This is a genomic window from Corynebacterium sp. Marseille-Q2823 (assembly GCF_903645345.1).
Classification (GTDB): domain Bacteria; phylum Actinomycetota; class Actinomycetes; order Mycobacteriales; family Mycobacteriaceae; genus Corynebacterium; species Corynebacterium hiratae.
This window is the reverse complement of sequence record NZ_CAHJXS010000009.1, coordinates 112477-133374: the sequence shown is the minus strand read 5'-3', so window position 1 is coordinate 133374 and position 20898 is coordinate 112477. Positions and strand designations below refer to the sequence as shown.

Sequence of the window (20898 nt, the reverse complement as noted above, 5' to 3'; positions counted from 1 at the left end):
CAAGCTCAACGCTTTGGCTTCGAGCACCTTCAGGTCATCGGTGGCGTAGGGCAAGGTGGCTGAGCGTGACTCGATGTGAAAATCTGCCATCCGCAGCTTCACCGTCACCGTGCGCGCGCCGCGCCCATCCTTGAGCAACCGAGAATGAGCACCGTGTGCCGCGCGGATCAGCGCCGCGTCTACCTCGGCTGCCGTGCGCAGATCCGTTGGGTAGGTGAATTCGGTGGAGATCTGTTTGGCAATCGCGCGCGGGGCGACGGGGCGCTCATCAATTCCCTGGGCAAGCTCCCACAGCTGCACCCCCACCACGCCGCCGAGTGAAATCTCGACTTCCTTGCGGCTCATCGCCGCCAACTGGCCGATGGTCTCCACTCCGATGGCGGCCAATTTCTGCTGCGTAACTGGGCCCGCTCCCCAGAGCTTGCCCACCGGCAGCGGGTGAATGAGCTCGTCGAAGCGCTCCTGCGGGACCACGAAGGTGCCATCCGGTTTAGCTTCCCCAGAGGCGATCTTCGCGCTCTGCTTTCCCGCACCCGCTCCAATAGAGCTGGGCAGGCCCGTCTCCGTTCGAATCACGCGGCGGAGGTTCTCTGCCCACTCGCGGACCTCGGCTGGTGAGGCACCGACGAGTGCCTCAGGCTCCATAAAGGCCTCATCGATAGATAGTTGTTCGATTACCCCGGCGTGCTGCGCAATAATCCCAAACACCCGGCGCGAGGCTGCCGAATAGACCGCCCGGCGCGGTTGCACCACCACGGCTCGATAACCCACAAGCTGCTGCGCGCGGAACATGGGCATGGCGGAATGCGCACCATAAGCGCGCGCTTCGTAGGACGCACCCGCGACGACCCCGCGGCCGGATGTCCCTCCCACCAACACCGGCCGGCCGCGCAGGGTGGGGCGGGTGAGCTGTTCCACCGAGGCAAAGAACGCATCCATGTCGATGTGAAGAACCCAGCGCTGCATAGCTACAAGTCTAAAACATATATTCGCATCCACAAGGAAGCCCTCGGCAGGCAAAGAGAACTAGCTCTCACGCGCGGCATGAGTGATCTATGCCCCACGATTGGCGTGTAGTACTAGACACTAAGACCCGCATGCATGCATCATGTATGCATGCAGAAAGACAAGGTACCTGCCGCAGAAAGGGCCTATGAGCACCTCAAGCGCCGCATCATCGATGACGAGGTCGATGACTCGGACATGCTCTCCGAAGCCGCCCTTGCCGCCGAGCTAGGAATGAGTCGCACCCCGGTGCGTGAGGCGTTTCTCCGCTTGGAGGTAGAGGGGTTTTTGAAGCTCTACCCCAAACGCGGCGCGTTGGTCGTCCCCATCAGCCCCCGCGAGATCCGTGAGGTCTACGAAGCCCGCCTCCTCGTGGACGAGAATTCTGCCCGCCACATCTGCGAGCTCCCCGCCGAAGAGCGTGGCCTTATCGCTGATGTCCTCGATGCCACGATCGAGGAACAGAAAGCCGCCCTCGACAACTCTGATCTGCGCACTTACACCCAACTGGACGCAAAGTTCCACCAGACCATCATGGACAACGGCGGCAACCGCCTCTTGGCGCACCTTGGCCACACGCTGCGCGAGCGTCAACAACGCTTCACTGCCACCGCCATTGGCCGCAGCGTCGAGAAGGCACGCGCCTTCGTAGCTCAACACGCCTTGCTTGCCGACGCCCTCCGCTCCGGCGACATCGACTCCTACCTCACCGAACTCCACTCCCACCTCAACTCCTCAAGGAAGCAACTGTGACTGTCTCTGCGCATTCGAACCCTGCTGTCGAGGCGCCCACCACCGAGCACGACGCCATTCTGGACACCGACGCTGCCGAAAGCCCCACCTCCTCGCGCTCGCCTATCCACTCGGACGGAACGCCGCTGTCGCCGCGCGCGTGGTTCCCCGTCGCCGGTTCCATGATCGCCGTGGCGTGGGGCGGAAACGAGTTCACCCCGCTGCTGGTGATGTACCGCGAGACCTCCAACTTTTCCCAGGTGACGGTCAACGGGCTCTTGGCCGCCTACGTCGTGGGCATCATCCCCGCCCTTCTGATCGGCGGCCCACTGTCCGATCTGCTGGGCCGCCGCCCCCTGTTGCTCCCCGCAGCGCCGCTGTCTTTGGCGGGGTCTTTCTTGCTGTCCATCGCGCCCAACGAGCCACTCATCATCGCGCTGGGGCGTGTCCTATGCGGCATGGCTTTGGGCTTGGTCATGGCCGTGGGCTCAACGTGGATTACGGAGCTCATCACGAGGGCTGGCGGTGACCCGGCGGCGGGCGCCCGCAAGGCTTCCTTGTGTTTGACTGCCGGCTTCCTCGTCGGCGCGGGCATCGCTTCGGTGCTCGCCCAGTGGGGTCCGTGGCCGACGCACACGGCTTATATCCTCCACATGCTGCTTACGTTGCTGACCGCCGTGTGGATCCTGCATACTCCGGAGACCCGCCAGCCCACCCGGGGCGACGTCAAGACCACCATCTTGGAGCTTCGGGTGCGCGACATGCTGGAGATGCTGCACATTCCCGCCGTTGCTCACAAGCGTTTCCTACGCGTCGTCGTCCCTGTGGCCCCGTGGGTATTCGGTTGCGCGGGAGCGGCCTATGCGCTCCTGCCACAGCTGTTGTCCGACTCGGCAGGCGATGCCCCCATCGCTTTCTCCGGCCTGATGACCGTTATCACCCTGGGGTGCGGTGTCGCTGTCCAGATGTTGGGCCGACTGGTGGATACCCATAAGTCTGCGCGCGCCTCGGCGCTGGCCATGTTCGTCATCACCGTCGGCGCCATCCTCGGAGCCTTCGCCGCCCACTCGCTCTCCCTGCCGCTCGGCATCGCCGCCGCCGCGACCATGGGCGCAGGATACGGCCTGGCACTCGTCGCCGGCTTGTCGGAGGTCCAACGCATCGCGGGCGAGCGTGAGCTCGCCGGCCTGACCGCCGTGTACTACTCCATTTCCTACACCGGTTTCTTCATCCCGATGGCTTTCAGCGCCCTCGCACCTTACCTTGGTTTCACCGCGTTGTTCAGCATCGGTAGCTTCTTGGCTCTGGTCTGCCTCATCAATGTCATCCTTGCTTGGTGCGCGCACCTACCCGGCACTCGCCGCTAACACCGGCCCCACCAGTCGGGCGCCCTCCCCTGGGCCGCACTGCGCTACCTGTGCACAGATGCTAAAAGCTCCGCCTCCCACATCCGGGAGGCGGAGCTTTTTCTGCGACCGTTAACGTCGCTGTTGCCGTCTTAGGCCTTAGCCACCGTGGCGGTCACGCCCTTGAGAACGTCGTGGACGTTCTTGTCGGCACCAGCCTCGAGAGGCTGGGTCGTCACGGTGAAGTCGACGGCGAGTACCTCTGCCGCGATGTGCTCGCGGTGGCGGTTGGCCCACTCTTCCTTCTCCGCGGGGACAGACAGGGCCACGGTGATGCGGTCGGTGACCACGAAGTCCTCGGCCTTGCGGGCATCCTGCAGGCCGCGGATGACATCCGCGGCCCAGCCCTCAGCCTCCAGCTCTTCGGTGACGTTGGTATCCAACACCACTAGGCCATCCACGCCGTCCACGCGCGCCGTGGACTCCGGGTTCGCCGCCTTGAGACGTTCCGTGTACTCGTCCGGGGTCAGGCGGATATCGCCGTCGACGATAACCTCCTCGCCGTCGCGCTCGTAGTTGCCCGCCTTCAGGTTCTTGATGGCGCGCTGGACGTCCTTGCCCAAGCGAGGGCCCGCCACCTTGGCGTTGCAGACTACTTCGAAGGTGCCGACCTCATCGACATCATCGGTCAGCTCAACGTCCTTGACGTTGACCTCATCGCGGATGATGTCCTTGAAGTCGGCCAAGCGAGCCGAATCCGGCATCGCCACCGTCAGCTTCGGCAGCGGCAGGCGGTTACGCAGCTTATTGGACTTGCGCACAGACGACGCCGCCGAAGCCACCGCGCGGGTGGCATCCATAGCGGCCACCAGGTTCGCGTCAGCCGGGTAGTCCTCAGCCTTCGGGTAGGAAGCCAAGTGCACGGAACGCTCACCGGTCAGGCCGCGGTAGATGACCTCAGCCACGTGCGGTAGCAGCGGAGCCACCACGCGGGAGACGGTCTCCAGCACCGTGTAGAGGGTGTTGAAAGCCTCTGCGTGGGTCTCCTCGCCCTCCCAGAAACGGTCGCGGGAGCGGCGCACGTACCAGTTAGTCAAGGCATCCGCGAAGAGGCGAACCTCCTCGGTTGCCGTAGCAATATCGGTATTCGCCAACGCATCATTCGTGTTCTTTACCAAGTCATGCGTCTTGGCCAAGATGTAGCGGTCCAGCACGTTAGTGGAGCTGACATCGAACTTCGCGTCCTGGGAAGCGTAAAGCTGCAGGAAGGTGTAGGCATTCCAGATCGGCAGGATAGCCTGGCGCACGCCCTCACGGATGCCCTGTTCGGTGACGATGAGGTTGCCACCGCGCAAGATCGGCGAGGACATGAGGAACCAGCGCATGGCATCCGAACCATCGCGGTCAAAGACCTCGTTAACGTTCGGGTAATTGCCCTTGGACTTGGACATCTTCAGGCCGTCATTGCCCAGAACGATGCCGTGGGCCACAACCTTCTTGTAGGCCGGGCGGTCAAAGAGCGCAGTCGACAGCGCATGCATGACGTAGAACCAGCCGCGGGTCTGACCGGAATACTCCACGATGAAGTCCGACGGCGAGTGGGTCTCAAACCACTCCTTGTTCTCGAACGGGTAGTGCTTCTGGGCAAACGGCATCGAGCCGGACTCAAACCAGCAATCCAACACATCCGGCACGCGGCGCATCGTGGACTTGCCCGTCGGATCATCCGGGTTCGGGCGGGTCAGCTCATCGATGTGCGGGCGGTGCAGGCTGGTGGGGCGCACGCCAAAGTCACGCTCCAGCTCATCCAGGGAGCCGTAGACATCCACGCGCGGGTACTCCGGATCATCAGAGATCCACGCTGGGATCGGAGCACCCCAGTAGCGGGTACGGGAGATATTCCAATCACGAGCGCCCTCCAGCCACTTGCCGAACTGGCCGTCACGGATGTGCTCCGGCAGCCACTCGATCTCGTTGTGGTTGAGCTCCACCATGCGGTCACGGAACTCGGTCACCTTGACGAACCATGCAGGCAGCGCCATGTAGATGAGCGGCTCGCCGGAGCGCCAGGAGTGCGGGTAGGAGTGCTCGATGGTCACGTGGCGCACCACGCGGCCAGCTTCCTTCAGGTCCTTGATGATGCCCTTGTTAGCGTCGAAGACCAGCTGGCCCTCGTAAGGTGGCACCTGCGAGGTGAACTTGCCATCCTCATCCACCGGAATGACCAGGCCCACACCGTACTTCTGGCAGGTGAGCATATCGTCCTCACCGAAGGCCGGAGCCTGGTGGACCACACCGGTACCGTCCTCAGTGGTGACGTAATCTGCGAGCAGCAGCTGGTAGGCATTCTCGACATCCGGGAAGAAATCGAAGATGGGCTGGTACTTAAAGCCCTCGAGCTCAGCGCCCTTGAACGTTTTGAGAACTTCCGCCTCACCCAGCTCCTTGGCCAGGGTGCCGGTGAGCGCTTCGGCCATGATGAAGGTGCGGCCAGCAAAGTCGCCCTCGGTGGCCTTGAACAGGACGTAGTCGACCTCCGGGTGGACCGCCAAAGCCAGGTTGGACGGCAGGGTCCACGGGGTGGTGGTCCAGGCGAGGAAGGAGGCGTCGGCAAGCTCGGCGTTATCCGCCAACGTCTTCTCCGCCGCGCTTCCCTCCACAGCGCCCGCTACCGGGAAGGTCACCGTCAGGGTCGGATCCTGACGCATCTTGTAGGAATCATCCAGGCGCGTCTCCTGGTTCGACAGCGAGGTGTGCTCAGCCCAGGAGTACGGCAGAACCCTAAAGCCCTGGTAGATCAGGTCCTTGTCATAGAGCTCCTTAAACGCCCACATCACGGACTCCATGTAGTTCAAGTCCATGGTCTTGTAGCCGTTTTCAAAGTCCACCCAGCGAGCCTGGCGGTTGACGTACTCTTCCCATTCATCGGTGTACTCGAGCACAGACTTGGCGCAGTACTCGTTGAACTTCTCCAGGCCCATCTCCTCGATCTGGGCCTTGTCGGTGATGCCGAGCTGCTTTTCTGCCTCCAGCTCCGCTGGCAGACCGTGGGTGTCCCAGCCGAAGACGCGCGGAACGTGGTTGCCGGCCATAGTGCGGTAGCGCGGGACGATGTCCTTGACGTAACCGGTCAACAGGTGGCCGTAGTGCGGCAGACCGTTGGCAAAGGGAGGGCCATCATAAAAGACGTACTCGGGGCAGCCCTCGGTTTGCTCGAGGCTGGCCTTAAAGGTGTCGTCGGCCTTCCAGTACTTCTGGACTTCCTGCTCCATATCGGGGAAACGGGAAGACCCAGCAGTCATATCAACTTTGGGATAAACATTGCCGACGTTCGCGGGGTTGCTACTCATCTAAAAATTCCTTCACTCGTTCGCTGTGGCGGGGACGCGCCTTACGGCTCGCGGTACCACCCCGCTTGGGCGCCGAGGCGCCCCGCTTCGTTGATGTGAAGGAGATGACGGTCCCTACCCGCCCGGTTCTAATAATGCTCTGCTAAGCGCGAAGCACGTTCTTCCGGAATGCTCCCCGGTGATAGCCGGCTCACTGCATACGCCTAAAAGTATAGCGAGCCGGTCAAGTTTTCACAGGCGCAGGTTCCCGAAAGCCCCAAAATAGAAACGACAGTACATGAATGAGGTACCTGGGATAAGGTTTTCCACAGGAACATTTTTTCTAATGCGAGCAGGTCATAAGGTGTTTTAAGCTCCAATGTCATGAGCGCACTGCAGACTTTCCTTAACGCACTCGGGGCCGGCATCGATGTCGTCGCCGAGTGCGAAGGCATGTCTGAAGCAGACCTCATCGCCGCCGGTTCCCCAGACAAAACCGCCGCGGAGTTGGTGCGGCTGCATACGAGCTTCTTTGGCAAAACCGCCATGACGCGGATGCAACGCGACGCAGTGAAGGCAGCGCGCCAACGCAAGCATTCTTTGCCTACCTTGGAGGTCATCGACCGCTATGCCCGGAAAGCCAAAACACAAGCGTTGGGCTGGAAACTACGCCTAGAACTCTGCCGAACGAGCGCTGACACCCTCGCCATGGAGGCACTGGCGAAAAAGAAGCTCAAGGAGCACGCGGTTCTCCCCACGCCGAAGGAGGGCGTGACTGTCTACCACCGCCGCAATGCACCGTGGACGATGGCGATCACGGGCCCCTCGCAACTGATTGCAGAGCTTAACGACGCCGTCGACCCAGCACGCCCCCTCGAGTCCATCCGCGAGGCCTTCTTCACAGGCGCTGCTCCGCGCCGCGGCTTGCAGACCAATATCCTTGTGCCGCTGGATGCAATGACGAAAATTCTCGACGGTGACGGCGAAGAAATCACCCTCCAGATGACCAATGGCGCCACGATGACCGGCGCGGAGTACCTCAACAAGGTCATCGCCGGTGAGATCGATAAAGACGGCGCGCTCGCGACTCTTTTCCATCCCTATCACGGGCCGGTCAACCTCTACTACGAGGAGCGCTCCGCCAGCATCAAGCAACGCATCATGGCTATGGCCGAGTTCCCAGTCTGTGCTTGGGATGACTGCCTGAAGCCGGCCGATGAATGCCAGGTTCATCACCTCATCGCGTGGAAGAACGGCGGGTACACCAACCAGGAAAACTTGGTGATGCTCTGCCTTTATCACAATGGGGTGAACCAGGACGATCCGAATGCGCCCCCGGGCCGCGGCCGGATGGCCCGGGTCGGGGGAAAAGCGAAGAGAACGTACGGCCCTCCCCCACCGCCCACGCCGCTGCAAGCGCCACCCGGGATATTCACAAACCCCGCGGAACGAGACGACTAGCGGCTTCACAAAAGTAGCCCTCCACCCAGAATTACCACTGGGCCGAGGGCTACTCGTCGTGCCTTAGCTGCGCGCGTTACAGATTTTCGGCGGGACCGAGCTACTCGTCGTGCTTGCGGCGCAGCTTGATCACGGTATCCGCGATGAACAGAACAATACCCACCCCAGCCGAAGCGAAGAGCGCGTACAAGGACCACTCTGCAGCGGTGAGGATGTAGTTCACGAACGCCAAGAAAGCAACAAAGGCCAGAAGCAATGCGCCGATGAGCATGTGCGTTCTCCTTCCCCACCAATGACTAAAGGCTCTGTGCTTACAAAGAATGTATACCTACGGACGTATACCTACAGAAAAGAATAACGGCGCCCCCGCAGGGACGCCGCTCATTCAGAGATTAATTGTTGGACTTTCCGGCCTCACCGTTGGGGGCAGCGGTGCCGCGGGACTCCAACTCCTCAAGCTGGGACTGCAGCAGCGTCTTGAGGCGGGTACGGTACTCGCGCTCGAAGGTGCGCAGCTCGGAGATACGGGCCTCCAGAGCGGTCTGCTGCTGCTTGACCGTGTTCATGACCTCGGTGTGCTTCTTCTCGGCATCTGCCTGCAGGGCAGCTGCCTTCTCCTCAGCCTGGCGAATCTGTGCCTCGGCGCGGGACGTAGCGTCGGCCTCAGTCTGCTTTGCCTTGTTTTCGGCGTCAGCCACCAGCTTCTTGGAGCGGGTATCGGCTTCCTGCAGCTGCGCGTCGTAGCGCTTCTGAGCGTCAGCAAGCTGGGCCTTGGAGTGAGAGTCAGCGTCGGCAAGCTGCTTCTCTGCGGCCGTGCGGGCCTCCGCCAGCATGGACTCGGAATCGGCCTTGGCCTCGTTGGTAAGGCGGTCTGCCATCTCCTGCGCCAGGCCCAGAACGCGGGCTGCCTGCATATGCGTGTCCGGGGTGGCGAGATCCTGTGCGGTGGACTGTGCAGCACCTGCACCAGCCACGGCAGCAGCGGAAGATGCGGTGGTGGAGGTTGCGGAGTTCTTCTTTGCGGACTCCAGCTCCTTCTTGGTGCTCTCCAGTTCCTTCTTGGAGGCCTCGAGCTCACGCTTGGCAGCAGCAGCTTCCTCGCGAGCAGCCTTGAGCTCTGCGGAATTGTCCTGCGCCTGAGCGGCCTTCGCCTGTTCCTGGGCGCGCTTGGTTTCTTCCTTGGCCTTGGCAATCTCGTTCTTGGAGTCAGCCAGCTTCGCCTCATACTCAGCGCGCAGCTTGGATTCGACTTCCTTGCGCACAGCGGCCTCGTCGACCTTAGCGGCAGCGGCGCCGCCGGCAGCGCCGGCCGGAGCCTGAGACTTCAGCTCCTCAACCTGGGCGTGGAGATCATCGTTCTCATCCTGCAGCTGAGCAAGAGCATCCTCAACGAGATCGAGGAACTGATCGACCTCGTCCTCGTTGTAGCCACGCTTGCCAATTGGCGGCTTGCTGAAAGCGACGTTGTGTACATCAGCTGGTGACAGTGGCATTGACTTCTCTTCCCCTTACGAATCGGTCAAACCTCTAGAGGGTCCAGAGGCCGGGTACATATGCGGTTAATAATACGGATTGTGGTAACTCATTGTATCCGAATCAACACATTATCTAACGCGGGCACGAGTCTCAACGTTAACAGGAGGGTTTAATACACCCGTTAGTTACACCGCAAGTCCGTTGGTACCGAAAAATAGCCACGCAATAAGTTGCGAAAGAACGGACAAAAGCAGGAACAAAACAATGATGGAAACATCGAGCGCGATGCCGCCCAATTGCAGCGGCGGAATCACCTTTCGCAGCGCTTTGACCGGCGGATCGGTGACCACGAAAAGCACCTCAGCAACCATCATGAACCAGCGGGGCGGGTTGAATTGGCGCGAAAAAGACTGGATCATTTCAATGACGATGCGCGCCAACAAAATCCACGAGTAAAGACTCACGGCGACGAGGAGAATTGAACCTAAAGCACTCACAATGCCTGAGCCTATCGGAATCACCCCCGCCAGCGGTACTCCCCTGCCCTAAGGTTCGCCCTCGGCGTACAGAGACGGCACCGCGGCAGCCATACCGCCGCCGAGAATGACTCTCCGATGGGGACCCACAATGAAAACGACGAAACCGCCCCGTCGTTTTTCTCTTCCTTTAAGCCAACACGGAGGAGATTAACGATGAAGCGGTTAAAACCTGACGTCTCTAGCGCAGATGCGCTGCTCGCTCCAGCTCCACGGTAGAGATATCAGCGCCCTTCGGCACAATGGCAAAAACCTTGCGGCTGGTGTCCATGCCCTTGGTCAGGTTCTTCATGCGGCCTTCCAACGCGAAGCAGAGGCCTGCGGCAAAGTCCACGAAGCGCTTGGCGGAGCCGCGGTCGGCGTCGGTGAGTTCGAAGACCACTGCGTCACCGTCACGGAAGGGGCCACCAACCTTTGCTGCATCATCAAAGGAGACGAGGGAGAGAGCCACGATGGTCGGGACAAACTCCTCTTCCTGCTTTTCGTAGGAAGGTGCGTAGGCCGGTGCGTTGTAGCTGCGCTCGTCGGCGTAGTAGGCATCGTCGGCGTCCATGTCCATCGGGCCCAGCCCGAAGAACTCTTTAGTCCTATCAATCAGTGACATTCTGGGTCTCCCTCTGACCTAGTGTGTTCTGTTCATTTGCGGTCTTGTAATGCAGTTTTACAATGACAATTAACCTAGCGGGCGGGCTCCCATGATTCCGGTTCCGACACGCACGATATCCGTTCCAGATGCAATCGCTGCCTCCATATCGGCGCTCATGCCGGCGGACATTTTCAGGTCTCGCCCAAGCTTGGCCGCCACCTCATCCGTCAATGCCCTCACCTGGGTGAAAACCTCCGCCGGATCGCTCTCCAGCGGTGGAACCACCATGAAGCCACACAGCTGCAGGTTCTCCAGATCTTCGACCAGATCCACCAGAGCAGATACACCCTCTAGCGGGCAGCCGCCACGCGCGGTATCACCGTCGGCGGATACCTGGATATAGACCGGAAGCGTGTCCTCGCGCTGGCCGCGTTCCTGGGCAAGAGCCACGCCGCGGTCGAGTGCTCTGGCAAGTTTTTCTGAATCGAGCGAGTGAACACTATGCGCCCATCGGGCCACGTGGTTCGCCTTCTTGGTCTGAACCTGGCCAATCATGTGGAAACGCATCTCGGACAGGGCCTCCGCCTTGGCACGCGCTTCCTGCTCGCGATTTTCCGCCACATCTGTGATCCCCAACTCCGCTAGCAGCGCGATGTCTTCGGCCGGGTGAAACTTCGTCACCGGCAGCAGCTGCGGGGCGGGGCGGCCAGCGGCCTCAGCGAAACGGTGAATAGCAGCGCGGGTGCTCTCCAGGCCAGCCCTCAGCTCTTCACGGCGCACAGTATCGTTGTTCGTCATTAATCCTCCAACCAAATCACGCCGGCTTGGCGTCCGGTGACGCCCTCGCGGCGATAAGAAAAGAAATCTGTGTCCTCAATCGTGCAGCGCGGGTCCGATTCGATAGCCGTAACCCCCATCTCCATCAATTGACGAATCAGCCCAGCGCGCACGTCGACGCCCCAGGTACCCGACGACGTGCGGGTCTTGGAGCCGGGCAGATGCTTCTCGACGTCATCCGCCATCGCCTCCGGCACCTCATAGTTCCGCCCAGAAGCGGCCGGCCCCATGAGCACCTGAATCGAGGCGGGGCGGGCCCCTAACTCAACCATGGTATCGACGGTATTGCGGACGATTCCGTTGCGCGCGCCAAGGCGCCCGGCGTGGGCGGCGCCGATGACGCCCGCGGAGACGTCGACAAGCAGCACCGGCGTGCAGTCCGCCACGAGAACGCCTAGGCCCAAGCGCTTTTCGTTGGTTACCACGGCATCGGTGGCCGGCACGGGCTCCTCGACGCCGCGGCGCTCGGCCCCCACCACCGTCACGGTGTTGGTGTGGAGCTGTTCCATCCACACGATGTCCTCTAAGCCCGTGGCTCGGCGGAGCCGCTCGCGATTGGCGGCCACTGCGGCGGGGTCATCGCCAACGTGATCGCCGAGGTTAAAAGAGTCATAAGGCGACGACGACGCCCCGCCGGCACGGCTTGTAAAAACCATGCGGACGGGGCGTCGTGCTGCGTGTGCTTCCTCGTTTACTGGCATGCACTCCAGAGTAGCTGGCTGGAACTAGCGCATGAAGGATGGCACGTCGAGATCGTCATCGCCGTCATCGTCGAAGTCACGGCCACGACGCTCCGTGGGGCGCGAGAGACGGTACTCATCGTCGCCGCCGCGGCGGTAGTCCTCACCGCGGAAGCGATCCGAGGTGGTAAATAGTCCGCTCGACGGGGCCGGCTCTGCCGGCTGCTCGCGCTCGTAGGAGTGACGCGGGGCGTACTCTTCACGCTCAATGCGCTGGGAGTCAGCGCGCTGCGGTTCTGCGCGGGTGTACTCCTCGCGCGGGGCCTCGGTGCGGGGCGCGGCGGGGCTCTCAGGCTGTGCCTCAGCGCGGTTCTCGAAGAGGGAACCCGGACGTGCAGCCGGGGTAGCCTCCGAACCGTGCTGCTGCGTCTGGCCAGGCTGTGCCGGCTGGGATGTCATGTTGGCCTGGGCATCGAAGCCGGTCGCAATGATGGTGACGCGGACTTCGTCACCAAGGTTGTCATCGATGATGGTGCCGAAGATGATGTTGGCGTCCTCGTCGGCGCGCTCCTCCACCATGGAGGCAGCAGCATTGACCTCGTGGAGGCCCAAATCGGAGCCACCGGCGATGGACAGCAGCACGCCCTTGGCGCCTTCCATCGTCGACTCCAGCAGCGGAGAGTTAATAGCCTGCTCGGCGGCGTTGAGCGCGCGGTTATCGCCGCGGGCAAAGCCGATGCCCATGAGGGCGGAACCAGCGTCGGACATGACGGAGCGAACGTCCGCAAAGTCGACGTTGATCATGCCCGGGATGGTGATCAGGTTGGTAATACCCTGCACACCGTTGTGCAGGACTTCATCGGCGGCGCGGAAGGCTTCGACGATGGACAGCTCCTCGCCGCCCAGCTGCATGAGGCGATCATTCGGGATAACGATGAGGGTATCGCAGACCTCGCGCAGCTCCTCAATGCCGGCCATGGCCTGGCGGGTGCGGCGCGCGCCCTCGAACTTGAATGGGCGGGTAACAACACCGACGGTCAGGGCACCCATCTTCTTCGCGATGGAGGCGACCACCGGAGCGGCGCCGGTACCGGTGCCGCCGCCCTCGCCAGCCGTAACAAAGACCATGTCGGAGCCCTGGAGGGCGTCTTCAATTTCGGTCTTGTGATCCTCCGCGGAGGTCTTGCCTACCTCAGGGTTGGCGCCGGCGCCGAGGCCGCGGGTGGCCTCGCGACCGATGTCGAGCTTGGTATCCGCATCGGAGAAAATCAGCGCCTGGGAATCGGTGTTGATCGCCACGAACTGGACTCCCTTGAGCCCTTCTTCGATCATGCGGTTGACAGCGTTGACACCACCGCCGCCGACGCCGACGACCTTGATGTCCGCGAGGTTGTTGCTAGATGAGATCATACGAGGGTCTCTTGCCTTTCGAATAAGGTTTTAATGTAAACGAGGAGGCGCCCCTTTTTCTGAGAGGCGGTTACATCCATCTTTAACGACAACGGGGTAATTTCGGCGCACATTTTGCCGCGTGTCGGTACCCTCAACCTCTACTTTAGGGTTGCTGACATGCGGTTTTCTTAACAGGCGTCCCACCCGCCCCACTCGCGACGCGCTTAGCGACGAGTCACCAGCGACGGGTTCGAAATGTTCCAGGATTCGCCCTCGAGCTTGAGCACATCCTCAAAAGCAATGGCCTTGTTCGCGTTGTCTTCCGACGCACCCCAAAAGATGGTTTTGTCATCCTCCGTGCGGAAGGTCAGCGAATACCGGTCCTCAATTTCGAGGGCCGCGACCTTCTCCCGAATCGGCGCGGGGAGCGCAGCGACGGCGTCGACAGCCCCCTGCATCTCAGGCGAACCGGAGTCGGTGTGCCCTGTCAGCTCCACGGCTTCGGGTGGCGCTTCGTCCTCCACGAATTCCTTACCGTGGTTGTCCACCAAAATCGTCCTATCGCCCTGTCGCACATAAGCTACCGCCTCGTGCTCGACGAGCTCGATGTGGACGGTTGACGGGAAGGCCCGCGACACCGTCGCGCTCTCTACCCACGGCAGAGAGGCCACGCCGCGCGCGGCTTCGCGCGCATCCAGCCGCGCCAAATTAGAGCCCTTCACGACGCCACTGGCCTGCTCGACCTCCTCTGCCGCGACGTGATCATTTCCCACGACTTCGAAGGATGTCACCTTCAGGATGGGAAAAAGCCACACCGCCGCGGCAGCAACCGCCACTACGAGAAGCACCGCGCCTAGCGCGAGCGCCCTAGTCTTTTTAGACATTCGGTTCCTTCGGTTCCTCCGCGCCGCTCGCATTCTCAAGCGCCGACAAAATTTCACCCGCCACGTAGGTAATAGTTCCCGCGCCGATGGTAAGGACGATATCTCCGGGCTGCGCCAGGGAAATGACGTCGCCGGCAGCCTCAGAGAAATCCGGCTCGAAAATGACCGGCATGTCTTCGGGCATCTTGTCGGTGATAATGCGGGAGGTAATTCCTTCTACCGGCTTCTCGCGGGCGCCGTAGATGTCGAGGACGACGGCGGCGTCGGCAAGCGCCAAGGCCTGAGCAAACTCGGCGTCAAACTCCATGGTCCGGGAGTACAGGTGCGGCTGGAAGCAGGCGATCACGCGCGCACCCTCGCCCTCGGCGTCCGCCTTCGCGCGCGCCGCGGTAAGCACCGCAGACACCTCCGTGGGGTGGTGGGCGTAGTCATCGAAGACGCGGATCCCCTGGGCGCTGCCGCGGTACTCGAAGCGCCGGCGCACGCCCGTAAAGTCGGTCAAACCCGCGGCCAGTTCCGCCGGGTCCCCGCCAGCCAGCACACCGGCCAGCAGGGCCGCCGCCGAGTTGAGCACCATGTGATGGCCCGGGACATGCAGGTCATAGGACAGCTCCTGTGGCGCCTGACCCGGCAAGGTCAGGCGAACGCGGACGTGCGCGCCGGCGGCGGAGACGGTTTCTTCTAGGATCTCCGCTGCCAGCGGCACGGAAGAATCCGCGGCTACCTCGCTGCGCGTGCCGTAGCCCAGCACCTGAATCCCGCGCTGAGCCGCCCGCTCACCCGTGGCGGCCGCATGCTCATCCTCGAGGCACACGACGAGGTAGCCGCCCTCAACCACGCGGTCGGCGAAATCATCAAAGACCCGATAGTAGCTCTCTGCCGTGCCGAAATAGTCGAGGTGATCAGGCTCGATGTTGGTGATGACTGCCACGAAGGGGCTGTAGCGCAGGAGGGAGGCATCGGATTCATCGGCTTCTGCCACGAAGGCGTCGCCAGTGCCGCCGTGCGCGTTGGTCCCAGCTCGGTTGAGTTGCCCGCCGATGGCGAAGGAAGGATCCATCCCCGCCTGCTGGAGCGCGGTGACCGCCATAGAGGTCGTCGAGGTCTTTCCGTGCGTGCCGGCGAGCAGCACCTGACGGTGGCCTTCCATGAGCTCAGCCAGCAGGTCCGAGCGACGGATCACTAGAATCCCGGCTTCCCGTGCCGCAACCAGCTCCGGGTTGTCCTGCGGGATGGCGGCGAAGGAGGTGACGACTACCGTCGGCTTGTCCCCAGCCAGATCGAGGTTCTCAGCCACGTGGCCGACGGCGACGTGCGCACCCATCGCGCGGAGGACGTCAACGGCCGTCGACTTCTTAACGTCCGAGCCGGTGACGACCGCGCCACGGCTAACCAGGATGCGCGCGAGGCCGGACATTCCGGAACCGCCGATGCCGACAAAGTGGACGCGGGACAGGTCCGTGGTGGCGGGGGTATCAGTCATGGTGAAAATTTCCTTCTTTAATAAACCTGTACTGTGCGCCTAGCCGCGGGTGTCGGCGGCGACGCGGTGCGCGATTCGGTCAGCGATCACCGCGGCGGCATCGCCGGCAGTGCTGGCGTCAGCAGCAGCACGCATGGCCGAAAGGGCGTCGGGATGGTCAAGGATAGCGCGAACTTCGGCGACAAGGCGCCCCGGAGTAAGCTCCGCGTCCGGTATCTGGACCGCGGCTCCCGCTTCCACCAGAGCCCGGGAGTTCAACGCTTGCTCGCCGTTGCCGTGCGGCAGTGGCACATAGATAGCGGGCAGGCCGGCCGCAGACACCTCAGCCACGGTCATCGCGCCGGAGCGGCAGACCATCACATCAGCAACGGCAAGCGCGCCGGCCATGTCATCGATATAGGGCACGGCCGTGTAGTGCTCGTGCTCAGTCGGCACCGTGTTCTTCTTGCCGTAGGCATGCAGCACTTGGAAGTCTCGGCACAGGTCCTCGAGCGCTCCGGCGACGGCGGTGTTAATGCTCACCGCTCCCTGCGAACCGCCGGTAACCACGATGGTCGGGCGGCCTTCATCCAGGTTCCAGTTCTGGCGCGCAGCAGCGGCCTTCGTACCATCTGGGTCCTCGCCCAAGCCCGGGCGTACCGGAATGCCCAGGACCTCGCCCGGCATGCCAGATCCCTCTTGGGCATTGATTCCCGTGCCGCCAAGACGCACGCCCAGCTTATTAGCCATACCGGCCAAAGCATTCGTCTCGAGAACGAAGAACGGAATGCCCAAGGACTTCGCCGCCAGGTAAGCCGGCGCCGCAACGTAACCACCGGTGCCAAACACAGCATTGGCCCCGACGTCCTTAAGCACCGCGCGAGTTTCCCGAACGGACTTGAAAATCCGCCAAGGCAGCTTCACCGCGTCAACGTTGATCTTTCGCGGAACAGGGACCGGAGTGATCATGCGGAGATCGACACCGCGCGCCGGCACGATATCGCTTTCCAGACCCCGCGGCGTCCCCAAGGCGGTCACCCGCGCCCCGTGGCGTTGGCGTAGCTCCTCCCCTACCGCAAGCGCGGGCTCAATGTGTCCGGCGGTGCCGCCACCTGCGATGACGACGGAAATCGGCGTGTCATTCATGCATTACACGCTACCAGCGCCGCACTGCGCTACCGGCGCTCGCCGCGCCGATACTCCCGCCGCCCCTCCGCGCGCGGCGCCTGCGACCGCTGAGAGCGCCCCGTCACCGCGCGCCCAAAACGTTCCTCGCGGCTGCGCTCCACGTGGCGTTGGGAGCGCTCGCGGTGTGGGCGCTGGGAACGCCGAGCATCTGCGCGCTCGCGCGGGGCACGGTGCGCCCCGCCGCGCCGCTCATTGGGCGGGGTCGGCTCTGGAATAAAGAAGATACGGTCGAAGAGCGGGCGTCCAAAGTTCTGCATCGCGGACACCTGCAGCGGCTCGTGGCGCGCCACATTGCACAACAGGCCCATCGAGCCAATGGTGATAACCGCAGCCGTACCACCCGCAGAAATCATCGGGAGCTGAATACCCGTCACCGGCAGCACACCGATGACGTAGCCGATGTTGATGAAGGCCTGCACGACAACACCCACCGACAGCGTGGCGGCCAGCAAGGACTGGAACTGGTCCTGCGCGCGGGTTGCGGTACGCAACCCAAAGTAGCCCAGCACGGCGAAAAGCACGATGACGAGCGCACCGCCCCAGAGGCCTAGCTCCTCACCGATAATGGCGAAGACGAAGTCGTTCTTCGCCTCTGGGAGGTAGAACCACTTGGCGCGTGATTGGCCGAGGCCAACGCCCCAGAAGCCGCCGTCGGCAAGCGAAAGGAAGCCTTGGTAAGCCTGGAAACCGGTACCTTGTGTGTCCTCAATATTGCCGCGCAGCGCATCGAAGTAGGTGTGGAAACGGTGCGAACGGAAACCACCGGCCAGGAAAACAGTGATCATACCGATGGCGCCAAAGACGCCGACGACGACGGGCACACGCCAGTTCACGCCGGCGAATACGAGGGTGAAGACCACGATGAGGGCGAAGGATACGCCCATGCCCAAGTCACCTTGGGCGACGATGAGCACGAACATGATGCCGGCGATGATGGAATACATCATGAACGGATCAGTCAAGCGCATCGAACGGTGTGTTTTATCCGCCAGCGCCGAGGCGCCATACATACCCACGGCGACACGAGCGAACTCAGAGGGCTGGAAGGCCACGCCACCCGGCAACATGATCCACGACTGTGAACCGACCTCCGCGCGGCCGGTACCGATACCAGGCACAAGCACGAGGATAAGCAGCAGGATGGATAGCCCCAAGAACCACGGCACGAGCGCCCGCAACGTGCGCGGCGATATGCGCAGGCCGATCCAGAACACGATGAGGCCGGCGGCGACCAATACGCACTGGCGCAAGGCTGCCGACCACGGGCTATCGGTCTCCGACAGGGACGTCGCCATCGACGAAGAGAAGGCCATGAGCACGCCGATGCCGATGAGGGAGAAGATCGCGATGCGCAGCATCAGGTAGTCAAACCCCGGGTAGGCGCGCAGGCGCTCGCGGAGATCACGCAGGCGGTGGCCCAGCGTGCGGTGTGGCTTCTGGGTGCTGGTGGCAGTCACGGCTTCTGGGTGCTCCTAGCTAGCGGGCGAGGCGGCGGGCAGCGGCGGCAAACATGTCGCCGCGTTGGCTCATTCCGGTGTACATGTCCAACGATGCCGCAGCGGGCGCCAAAAGTACGGTATCGCCGGCTTCGGCGTGTTGCACGGCGGCGCTCACGGCCTGGTCCATAGCGATCTGCGGGTCATGACTGTCCACGATGACGAGAGGCACGTGGGGTGCCGCCTTGACGAGGGCCTGGGCCAGCACGTGCTTGTCGACGCCCACCAGAACCGCCGCCTTCAGCCGCGCGGCGTGGGTACGCAGGAGGTCCGAGACATCTGCGCCTTTGAGCTGACCACCGGCGACCCACACCACGGAGTCAAGACCACGCATGGCCACCTCCGCGGCGTGCGGATTCGTCGCCTTGGAATTATCGATGAAGGTCACGCCAGACTGGCGGTGAACGACCTCTCCGCGGTGCCCGGCCACCACGTAGGCGTCGAGGCCCTCGGCGATGGACGCAGGCTGGGCGCCGGCAAGCGCCGCAACCGCCGCGGCGGCAGCGGCATCCAGCACCCCAGCAAGACCTGCGGGCTGGATGGTGGTGACATCCTCCACCACTGCCGCGTGCAGTCCGGCGACCTCATTGACCACGAGGCTGCCGGCGCTCACGCCGACCTCGCCCGGGGCGGGCTCGCCGTGGGTAAAGGCGGTAGCGCCGAATAGAGAGGCGGCAAGCGCGCGAACGTGTTCGTCGTCCTTTCCATAAACGGCGTGCGTGCCGCGCAAGATCTTCGCCTTATCCGCCGCGTAGGCCTCGAAGGAGCCGTGCCAATCGAGGTGATCATCGGCGAGGTTGAGCAGTGCTCCTACGTCCGGGCGCAGCTGGGAGGACCAGTGCAGCTGGAACGACGACAGTTCCGCGACGAGGATATCCACGCGGGGCTCGGCGGCCAAGGCATCAAAAGGCGAGACGCCGATATTGCCCACAGCTTGGGCGCGCTGGCCGGATCGCTGCTCGTCAGCGGCCATGATGGCAGCGAGCATCCCCGTAGTTGTGGTCTTGCCGTTGGTACCTGTGATCGCGAGCCAGCGGCGGGAGGCCCCAAAGGCCTCTGCCTGGTCCAGGCGGTAGGCCAGCTCCACGTCACCGATGACCTCAAGGCCGCGGGAAGCTGCGGCGGCGAGCAACGGCGAATCCGGGCGCCACCCCGGCGAGGTCACGACGAGGGAGTATTCCGACAGGTCTACTGCTGCTGTATCCACGGTGGCAACGTCGAGCTCGACGGCGAGGCGAGCGCGGGATTCCGGGTTTCCATCAGCCACCGTGACGTCCACGCCTAGGTGGTCCAGGACCGCAGCACAGCCGCGGCCGGAAACGCCGGCACCGGCGATGAGGACCCGACCAGAGAGGAAGTTGGGGCGCGTCATGCGCCGACACCTATGCCTGTGGAGGTCAGCCATTCACCGTAGAAGATGGCCACGCCGGCCATCGCCGCCATCGCGGCCAGCAACCAGAAACGGACAACCACAGCAGTCTCCGCCCAACCGCCGTTTTCAAAGTGGTGATGGATCGGGGCCATGCGGAAGAAGCGCTTGCCAGTGGAATGGAAGACCACGATCTGAATGACAACGGACACCGTCTCGATAACGAACAGGGCGCCGATAATCACCATGAGAAGCTCGGTACGGCTGGTGACCGAAATGCCGGCAACCAATCCGCCGAGCGCCAAGGAGCCGGTGTCTCCCATGAAGATCTTGGCGGGTGCGGCATTCCACCACAAAAAGCCAAGGCAGGCACCGAGGCCCGCCGCCGCGAGCACGGCGAGATCGAGGGGATCGCGCACCTGATAGCAACCGGCCGCAAAGTTGGTGGCGCAAGAATAGCGGAACTGCCAGAAAGTCATCAGCGAGTAGGAGCCCATGACAATCGCCGTCACTCCTGCGGCAAGGCCGTCGAGGCCGTCGGTGAGGTTGACCGCGTTCGACCACGCCGCGATGAGGAAGTACATGAAGATCAAGAACACGATGGTTCCGATGACAGCGCCGCCAACCGCAAAGTCGAAGGTTTTCAAATCACGGATGAACGACAGCTTGGTGGAGCCAGGAGTCAGGCCCGCATCATTGGGGAAACGCAGCACAAGGAAGCCGAAGAGAAGGGCCAATACCAGCTGGCTGAGCAGCTTCGCGGTCTTGTTGAGACCCAAGTTGCGCTTCCGGAAGAGTTTGATGAAGTCATCCGCAAAGCCCACCGCGCCCAAGCCCAGCGTCAGCCCGAGGACGAGCAGGCCCGAGGCGGTAAAACCCTCGTGGCCCGTCAGCATGCCGTAGAAGCCGACCACGAGATAAGCCACCAGGATGCCGGCCAGAATAGCCAGGCCACCCATCGTCGGCGTACCCCGCTTGCGCAGGTGAGACTTGGGTCCGTCCTCGCGGATCTCTTGGCCGCGACCGGAGTCGGAAAAGTATCGGATGAGAACCGGGGTGGTAAAGATCGCCACGAGGAAGCTAACCGCACCAGCGATGATGATCTGAGTCACGAGCTTG

The 20898-nt window shown here is 62.6% G+C and carries 18 protein-coding genes; 3 read left to right on the top strand and 15 right to left on the bottom strand.

Annotation, left to right across the window (positions count from 1 at the left end; translation table 11 throughout):
- Positions 1-966, bottom strand: a 966-nt coding sequence (locus HWX44_RS10775; protein ID WP_175974596.1) for a DNA polymerase IV, incomplete at its 3' end; no start/stop codon positions are given.
- A 150-nt stretch (positions 967-1116) separates the two neighbouring features.
- Here HWX44_RS10775 and HWX44_RS10770 point away from each other — a divergent pair.
- Together HWX44_RS10770 and HWX44_RS10765 are read left to right on the top strand one after the other, a co-directional pair.
- Entirely contained in the window at positions 1117-1758 is a 642-nt protein-coding gene (locus tag HWX44_RS10770; RefSeq protein ID WP_144013035.1) for a GntR family transcriptional regulator, read from the top strand.
- On the top strand, positions 1755-3104 hold the full coding sequence (locus tag HWX44_RS10765) for an MFS transporter (RefSeq protein ID WP_444843289.1): 1350 nt from the start codon (positions 1755-1757) through the stop codon (positions 3102-3104). The genes HWX44_RS10770 and HWX44_RS10765 overlap by 4 nt, the downstream gene beginning before the upstream one ends.
- Positions 3105-3235: 131 nt before the next feature.
- Here the strand turns inward: HWX44_RS10765 and ileS are convergent, their stop codons facing one another.
- The gene (ileS, locus tag HWX44_RS10760) at positions 3236-6433 is read right to left on the bottom strand and encodes an isoleucine--tRNA ligase (protein WP_175974594.1); all 3198 of its coding nucleotides are present in this window, start codon (positions 6431-6433) and stop codon (positions 3236-3238) included.
- 363 nt (positions 6434-6796) lie between these two features.
- Between ileS and HWX44_RS10755 the strand changes: the two genes are divergently transcribed.
- Positions 6797-7873 carry an HNH endonuclease signature motif containing protein gene (locus HWX44_RS10755; RefSeq protein WP_175974592.1) on the top strand — a complete coding sequence of 359 codons (1077 nt, stop codon included), beginning with the start codon at positions 6797-6799 and terminating at the stop codon, positions 7871-7873.
- A gap of 100 nt (positions 7874-7973) precedes the next feature.
- On the opposite strand, the gene HWX44_RS10750 is transcribed toward HWX44_RS10755, so the two are convergent.
- The 13 genes from HWX44_RS10750 to mraY form a co-directional block, all read right to left on the bottom strand.
- Positions 7974-8144: a hypothetical protein gene (locus HWX44_RS10750; RefSeq protein ID WP_175974591.1), complete on the bottom strand. Its 171-nt coding sequence runs from the start codon at positions 8142-8144 to the stop codon at positions 7974-7976.
- 121 nt (positions 8145-8265) lie between these two features.
- The gene (locus HWX44_RS10745; protein WP_175974589.1) at positions 8266-9366 is read right to left on the bottom strand and encodes a DivIVA domain-containing protein; all 1101 of its coding nucleotides are present in this window, start codon (positions 9364-9366) and stop codon (positions 8266-8268) included.
- A gap of 168 nt (positions 9367-9534) precedes the next feature.
- Positions 9535-9846 carry a YggT family protein gene (locus tag HWX44_RS10740; protein ID WP_175974587.1) on the bottom strand — a complete coding sequence of 104 codons (312 nt, stop codon included), beginning with the start codon at positions 9844-9846 and terminating at the stop codon, positions 9535-9537.
- A gap of 220 nt (positions 9847-10066) precedes the next feature.
- Positions 10067-10489 carry a cell division protein SepF gene (locus HWX44_RS10735; protein ID WP_046647975.1) on the bottom strand — a complete coding sequence of 141 codons (423 nt, stop codon included), beginning with the start codon at positions 10487-10489 and terminating at the stop codon, positions 10067-10069.
- 69 nt (positions 10490-10558) lie between these two features.
- Positions 10559-11269 (bottom strand): YggS family pyridoxal phosphate-dependent enzyme, encoded by a 711-nt coding sequence (locus tag HWX44_RS10730; protein ID WP_070515741.1) that lies wholly within the window; start codon positions 11267-11269, stop codon positions 10559-10561.
- Complete coding sequence (gene pgeF, locus HWX44_RS10725) at positions 11269-12009, bottom strand: peptidoglycan editing factor PgeF (protein WP_046647973.1); 741 nt, start codon at positions 12007-12009, stop codon at positions 11269-11271. Before pgeF ends, HWX44_RS10730 begins: the two co-directional genes overlap by 1 nt.
- Before the next feature lie 24 nt (positions 12010-12033).
- Positions 12034-13398 carry a cell division protein FtsZ gene (gene ftsZ / locus HWX44_RS10720; RefSeq protein WP_175974585.1) on the bottom strand — a complete coding sequence of 455 codons (1365 nt, stop codon included), beginning with the start codon at positions 13396-13398 and terminating at the stop codon, positions 12034-12036.
- Positions 13399-13604: 206 nt separating this feature from the next.
- Complete coding sequence (locus tag HWX44_RS10715; protein ID WP_175974583.1) at positions 13605-14264, bottom strand: cell division protein FtsQ/DivIB; 660 nt, start codon at positions 14262-14264, stop codon at positions 13605-13607.
- Positions 14257-15747: a UDP-N-acetylmuramate--L-alanine ligase gene (murC, locus tag HWX44_RS10710; protein ID WP_175974580.1), complete on the bottom strand. Its 1491-nt coding sequence runs from the start codon at positions 15745-15747 to the stop codon at positions 14257-14259. Before murC ends, HWX44_RS10715 begins: the two co-directional genes overlap by 8 nt.
- Before the next feature lie 39 nt (positions 15748-15786).
- Entirely contained in the window at positions 15787-16872 is a 1086-nt protein-coding gene (gene murG, locus HWX44_RS10705; protein ID WP_175974578.1) for an undecaprenyldiphospho-muramoylpentapeptide beta-N-acetylglucosaminyltransferase, read from the bottom strand.
- 29 nt (positions 16873-16901) lie between these two features.
- Positions 16902-18371 (bottom strand): FtsW/RodA/SpoVE family cell cycle protein, encoded by a 1470-nt coding sequence (locus tag HWX44_RS10700; RefSeq protein WP_070515752.1) that lies wholly within the window; start codon positions 18369-18371, stop codon positions 16902-16904.
- A gap of 19 nt (positions 18372-18390) precedes the next feature.
- On the bottom strand, positions 18391-19782 hold the full coding sequence (gene murD / locus HWX44_RS10695; RefSeq protein WP_175974576.1) for a UDP-N-acetylmuramoyl-L-alanine--D-glutamate ligase: 1392 nt from the start codon (positions 19780-19782) through the stop codon (positions 18391-18393).
- A complete protein-coding gene (gene mraY / locus HWX44_RS10690) occupies positions 19779-20891 on the bottom strand; it encodes a phospho-N-acetylmuramoyl-pentapeptide-transferase (RefSeq protein ID WP_070754201.1) in 1113 nt (370 codons plus the stop codon). The genes murD and mraY overlap by 4 nt, the downstream gene beginning before the upstream one ends.
- Positions 20892-20898 lie beyond the last annotated feature (7 nt).

What these genes read in the sequence shown, in the direction of transcription:
- HWX44_RS10730 (WP_070515741.1), bottom strand. Translation starts at nt 11,269, where the DNA reads ATGACGAACAACGATACTGTGCGCCGTGAAGAGCTGAGGGCTGGCCTG.
- HWX44_RS10715 (WP_175974583.1), bottom strand. Translation starts at nt 14,264, where the DNA reads ATGTCTAAAAAGACTAGGGCGCTCGCGCTAGGCGCGGTGCTTCTCGTA.
- ftsZ (WP_175974585.1), bottom strand. Translation starts at nt 13,398, where the DNA reads ATGATCTCATCTAGCAACAACCTCGCGGACATCAAGGTCGTCGGCGTC.
- HWX44_RS10770 (WP_144013035.1), top strand. Translation starts at nt 1,117, where the DNA reads ATGCAGAAAGACAAGGTACCTGCCGCAGAAAGGGCCTATGAGCACCTC.
- HWX44_RS10755 (WP_175974592.1), top strand. Translation starts at nt 6,797, where the DNA reads ATGAGCGCACTGCAGACTTTCCTTAACGCACTCGGGGCCGGCATCGAT.
- ileS (WP_175974594.1), bottom strand. Translation starts at nt 6,433, where the DNA reads ATGAGTAGCAACCCCGCGAACGTCGGCAATGTTTATCCCAAAGTTGAT.
- HWX44_RS10735 (WP_046647975.1), bottom strand. Translation starts at nt 10,489, where the DNA reads ATGTCACTGATTGATAGGACTAAAGAGTTCTTCGGGCTGGGCCCGATG.
- HWX44_RS10750 (WP_175974591.1), bottom strand. Translation starts at nt 8,144, where the DNA reads ATGCTCATCGGCGCATTGCTTCTGGCCTTTGTTGCTTTCTTGGCGTTC.
- HWX44_RS10745 (WP_175974589.1), bottom strand. Translation starts at nt 9,366, where the DNA reads ATGCCACTGTCACCAGCTGATGTACACAACGTCGCTTTCAGCAAGCCG.
- murD (WP_175974576.1), bottom strand. Translation starts at nt 19,782, where the DNA reads ATGACGCGCCCCAACTTCCTCTCTGGTCGGGTCCTCATCGCCGGTGCC.
- murC (WP_175974580.1), bottom strand. Translation starts at nt 15,747, where the DNA reads ATGACTGATACCCCCGCCACCACGGACCTGTCCCGCGTCCACTTTGTC.
- pgeF (WP_046647973.1), bottom strand. Translation starts at nt 12,009, where the DNA reads ATGCCAGTAAACGAGGAAGCACACGCAGCACGACGCCCCGTCCGCATG.
- murG (WP_175974578.1), bottom strand. Translation starts at nt 16,872, where the DNA reads ATGAATGACACGCCGATTTCCGTCGTCATCGCAGGTGGCGGCACCGCC.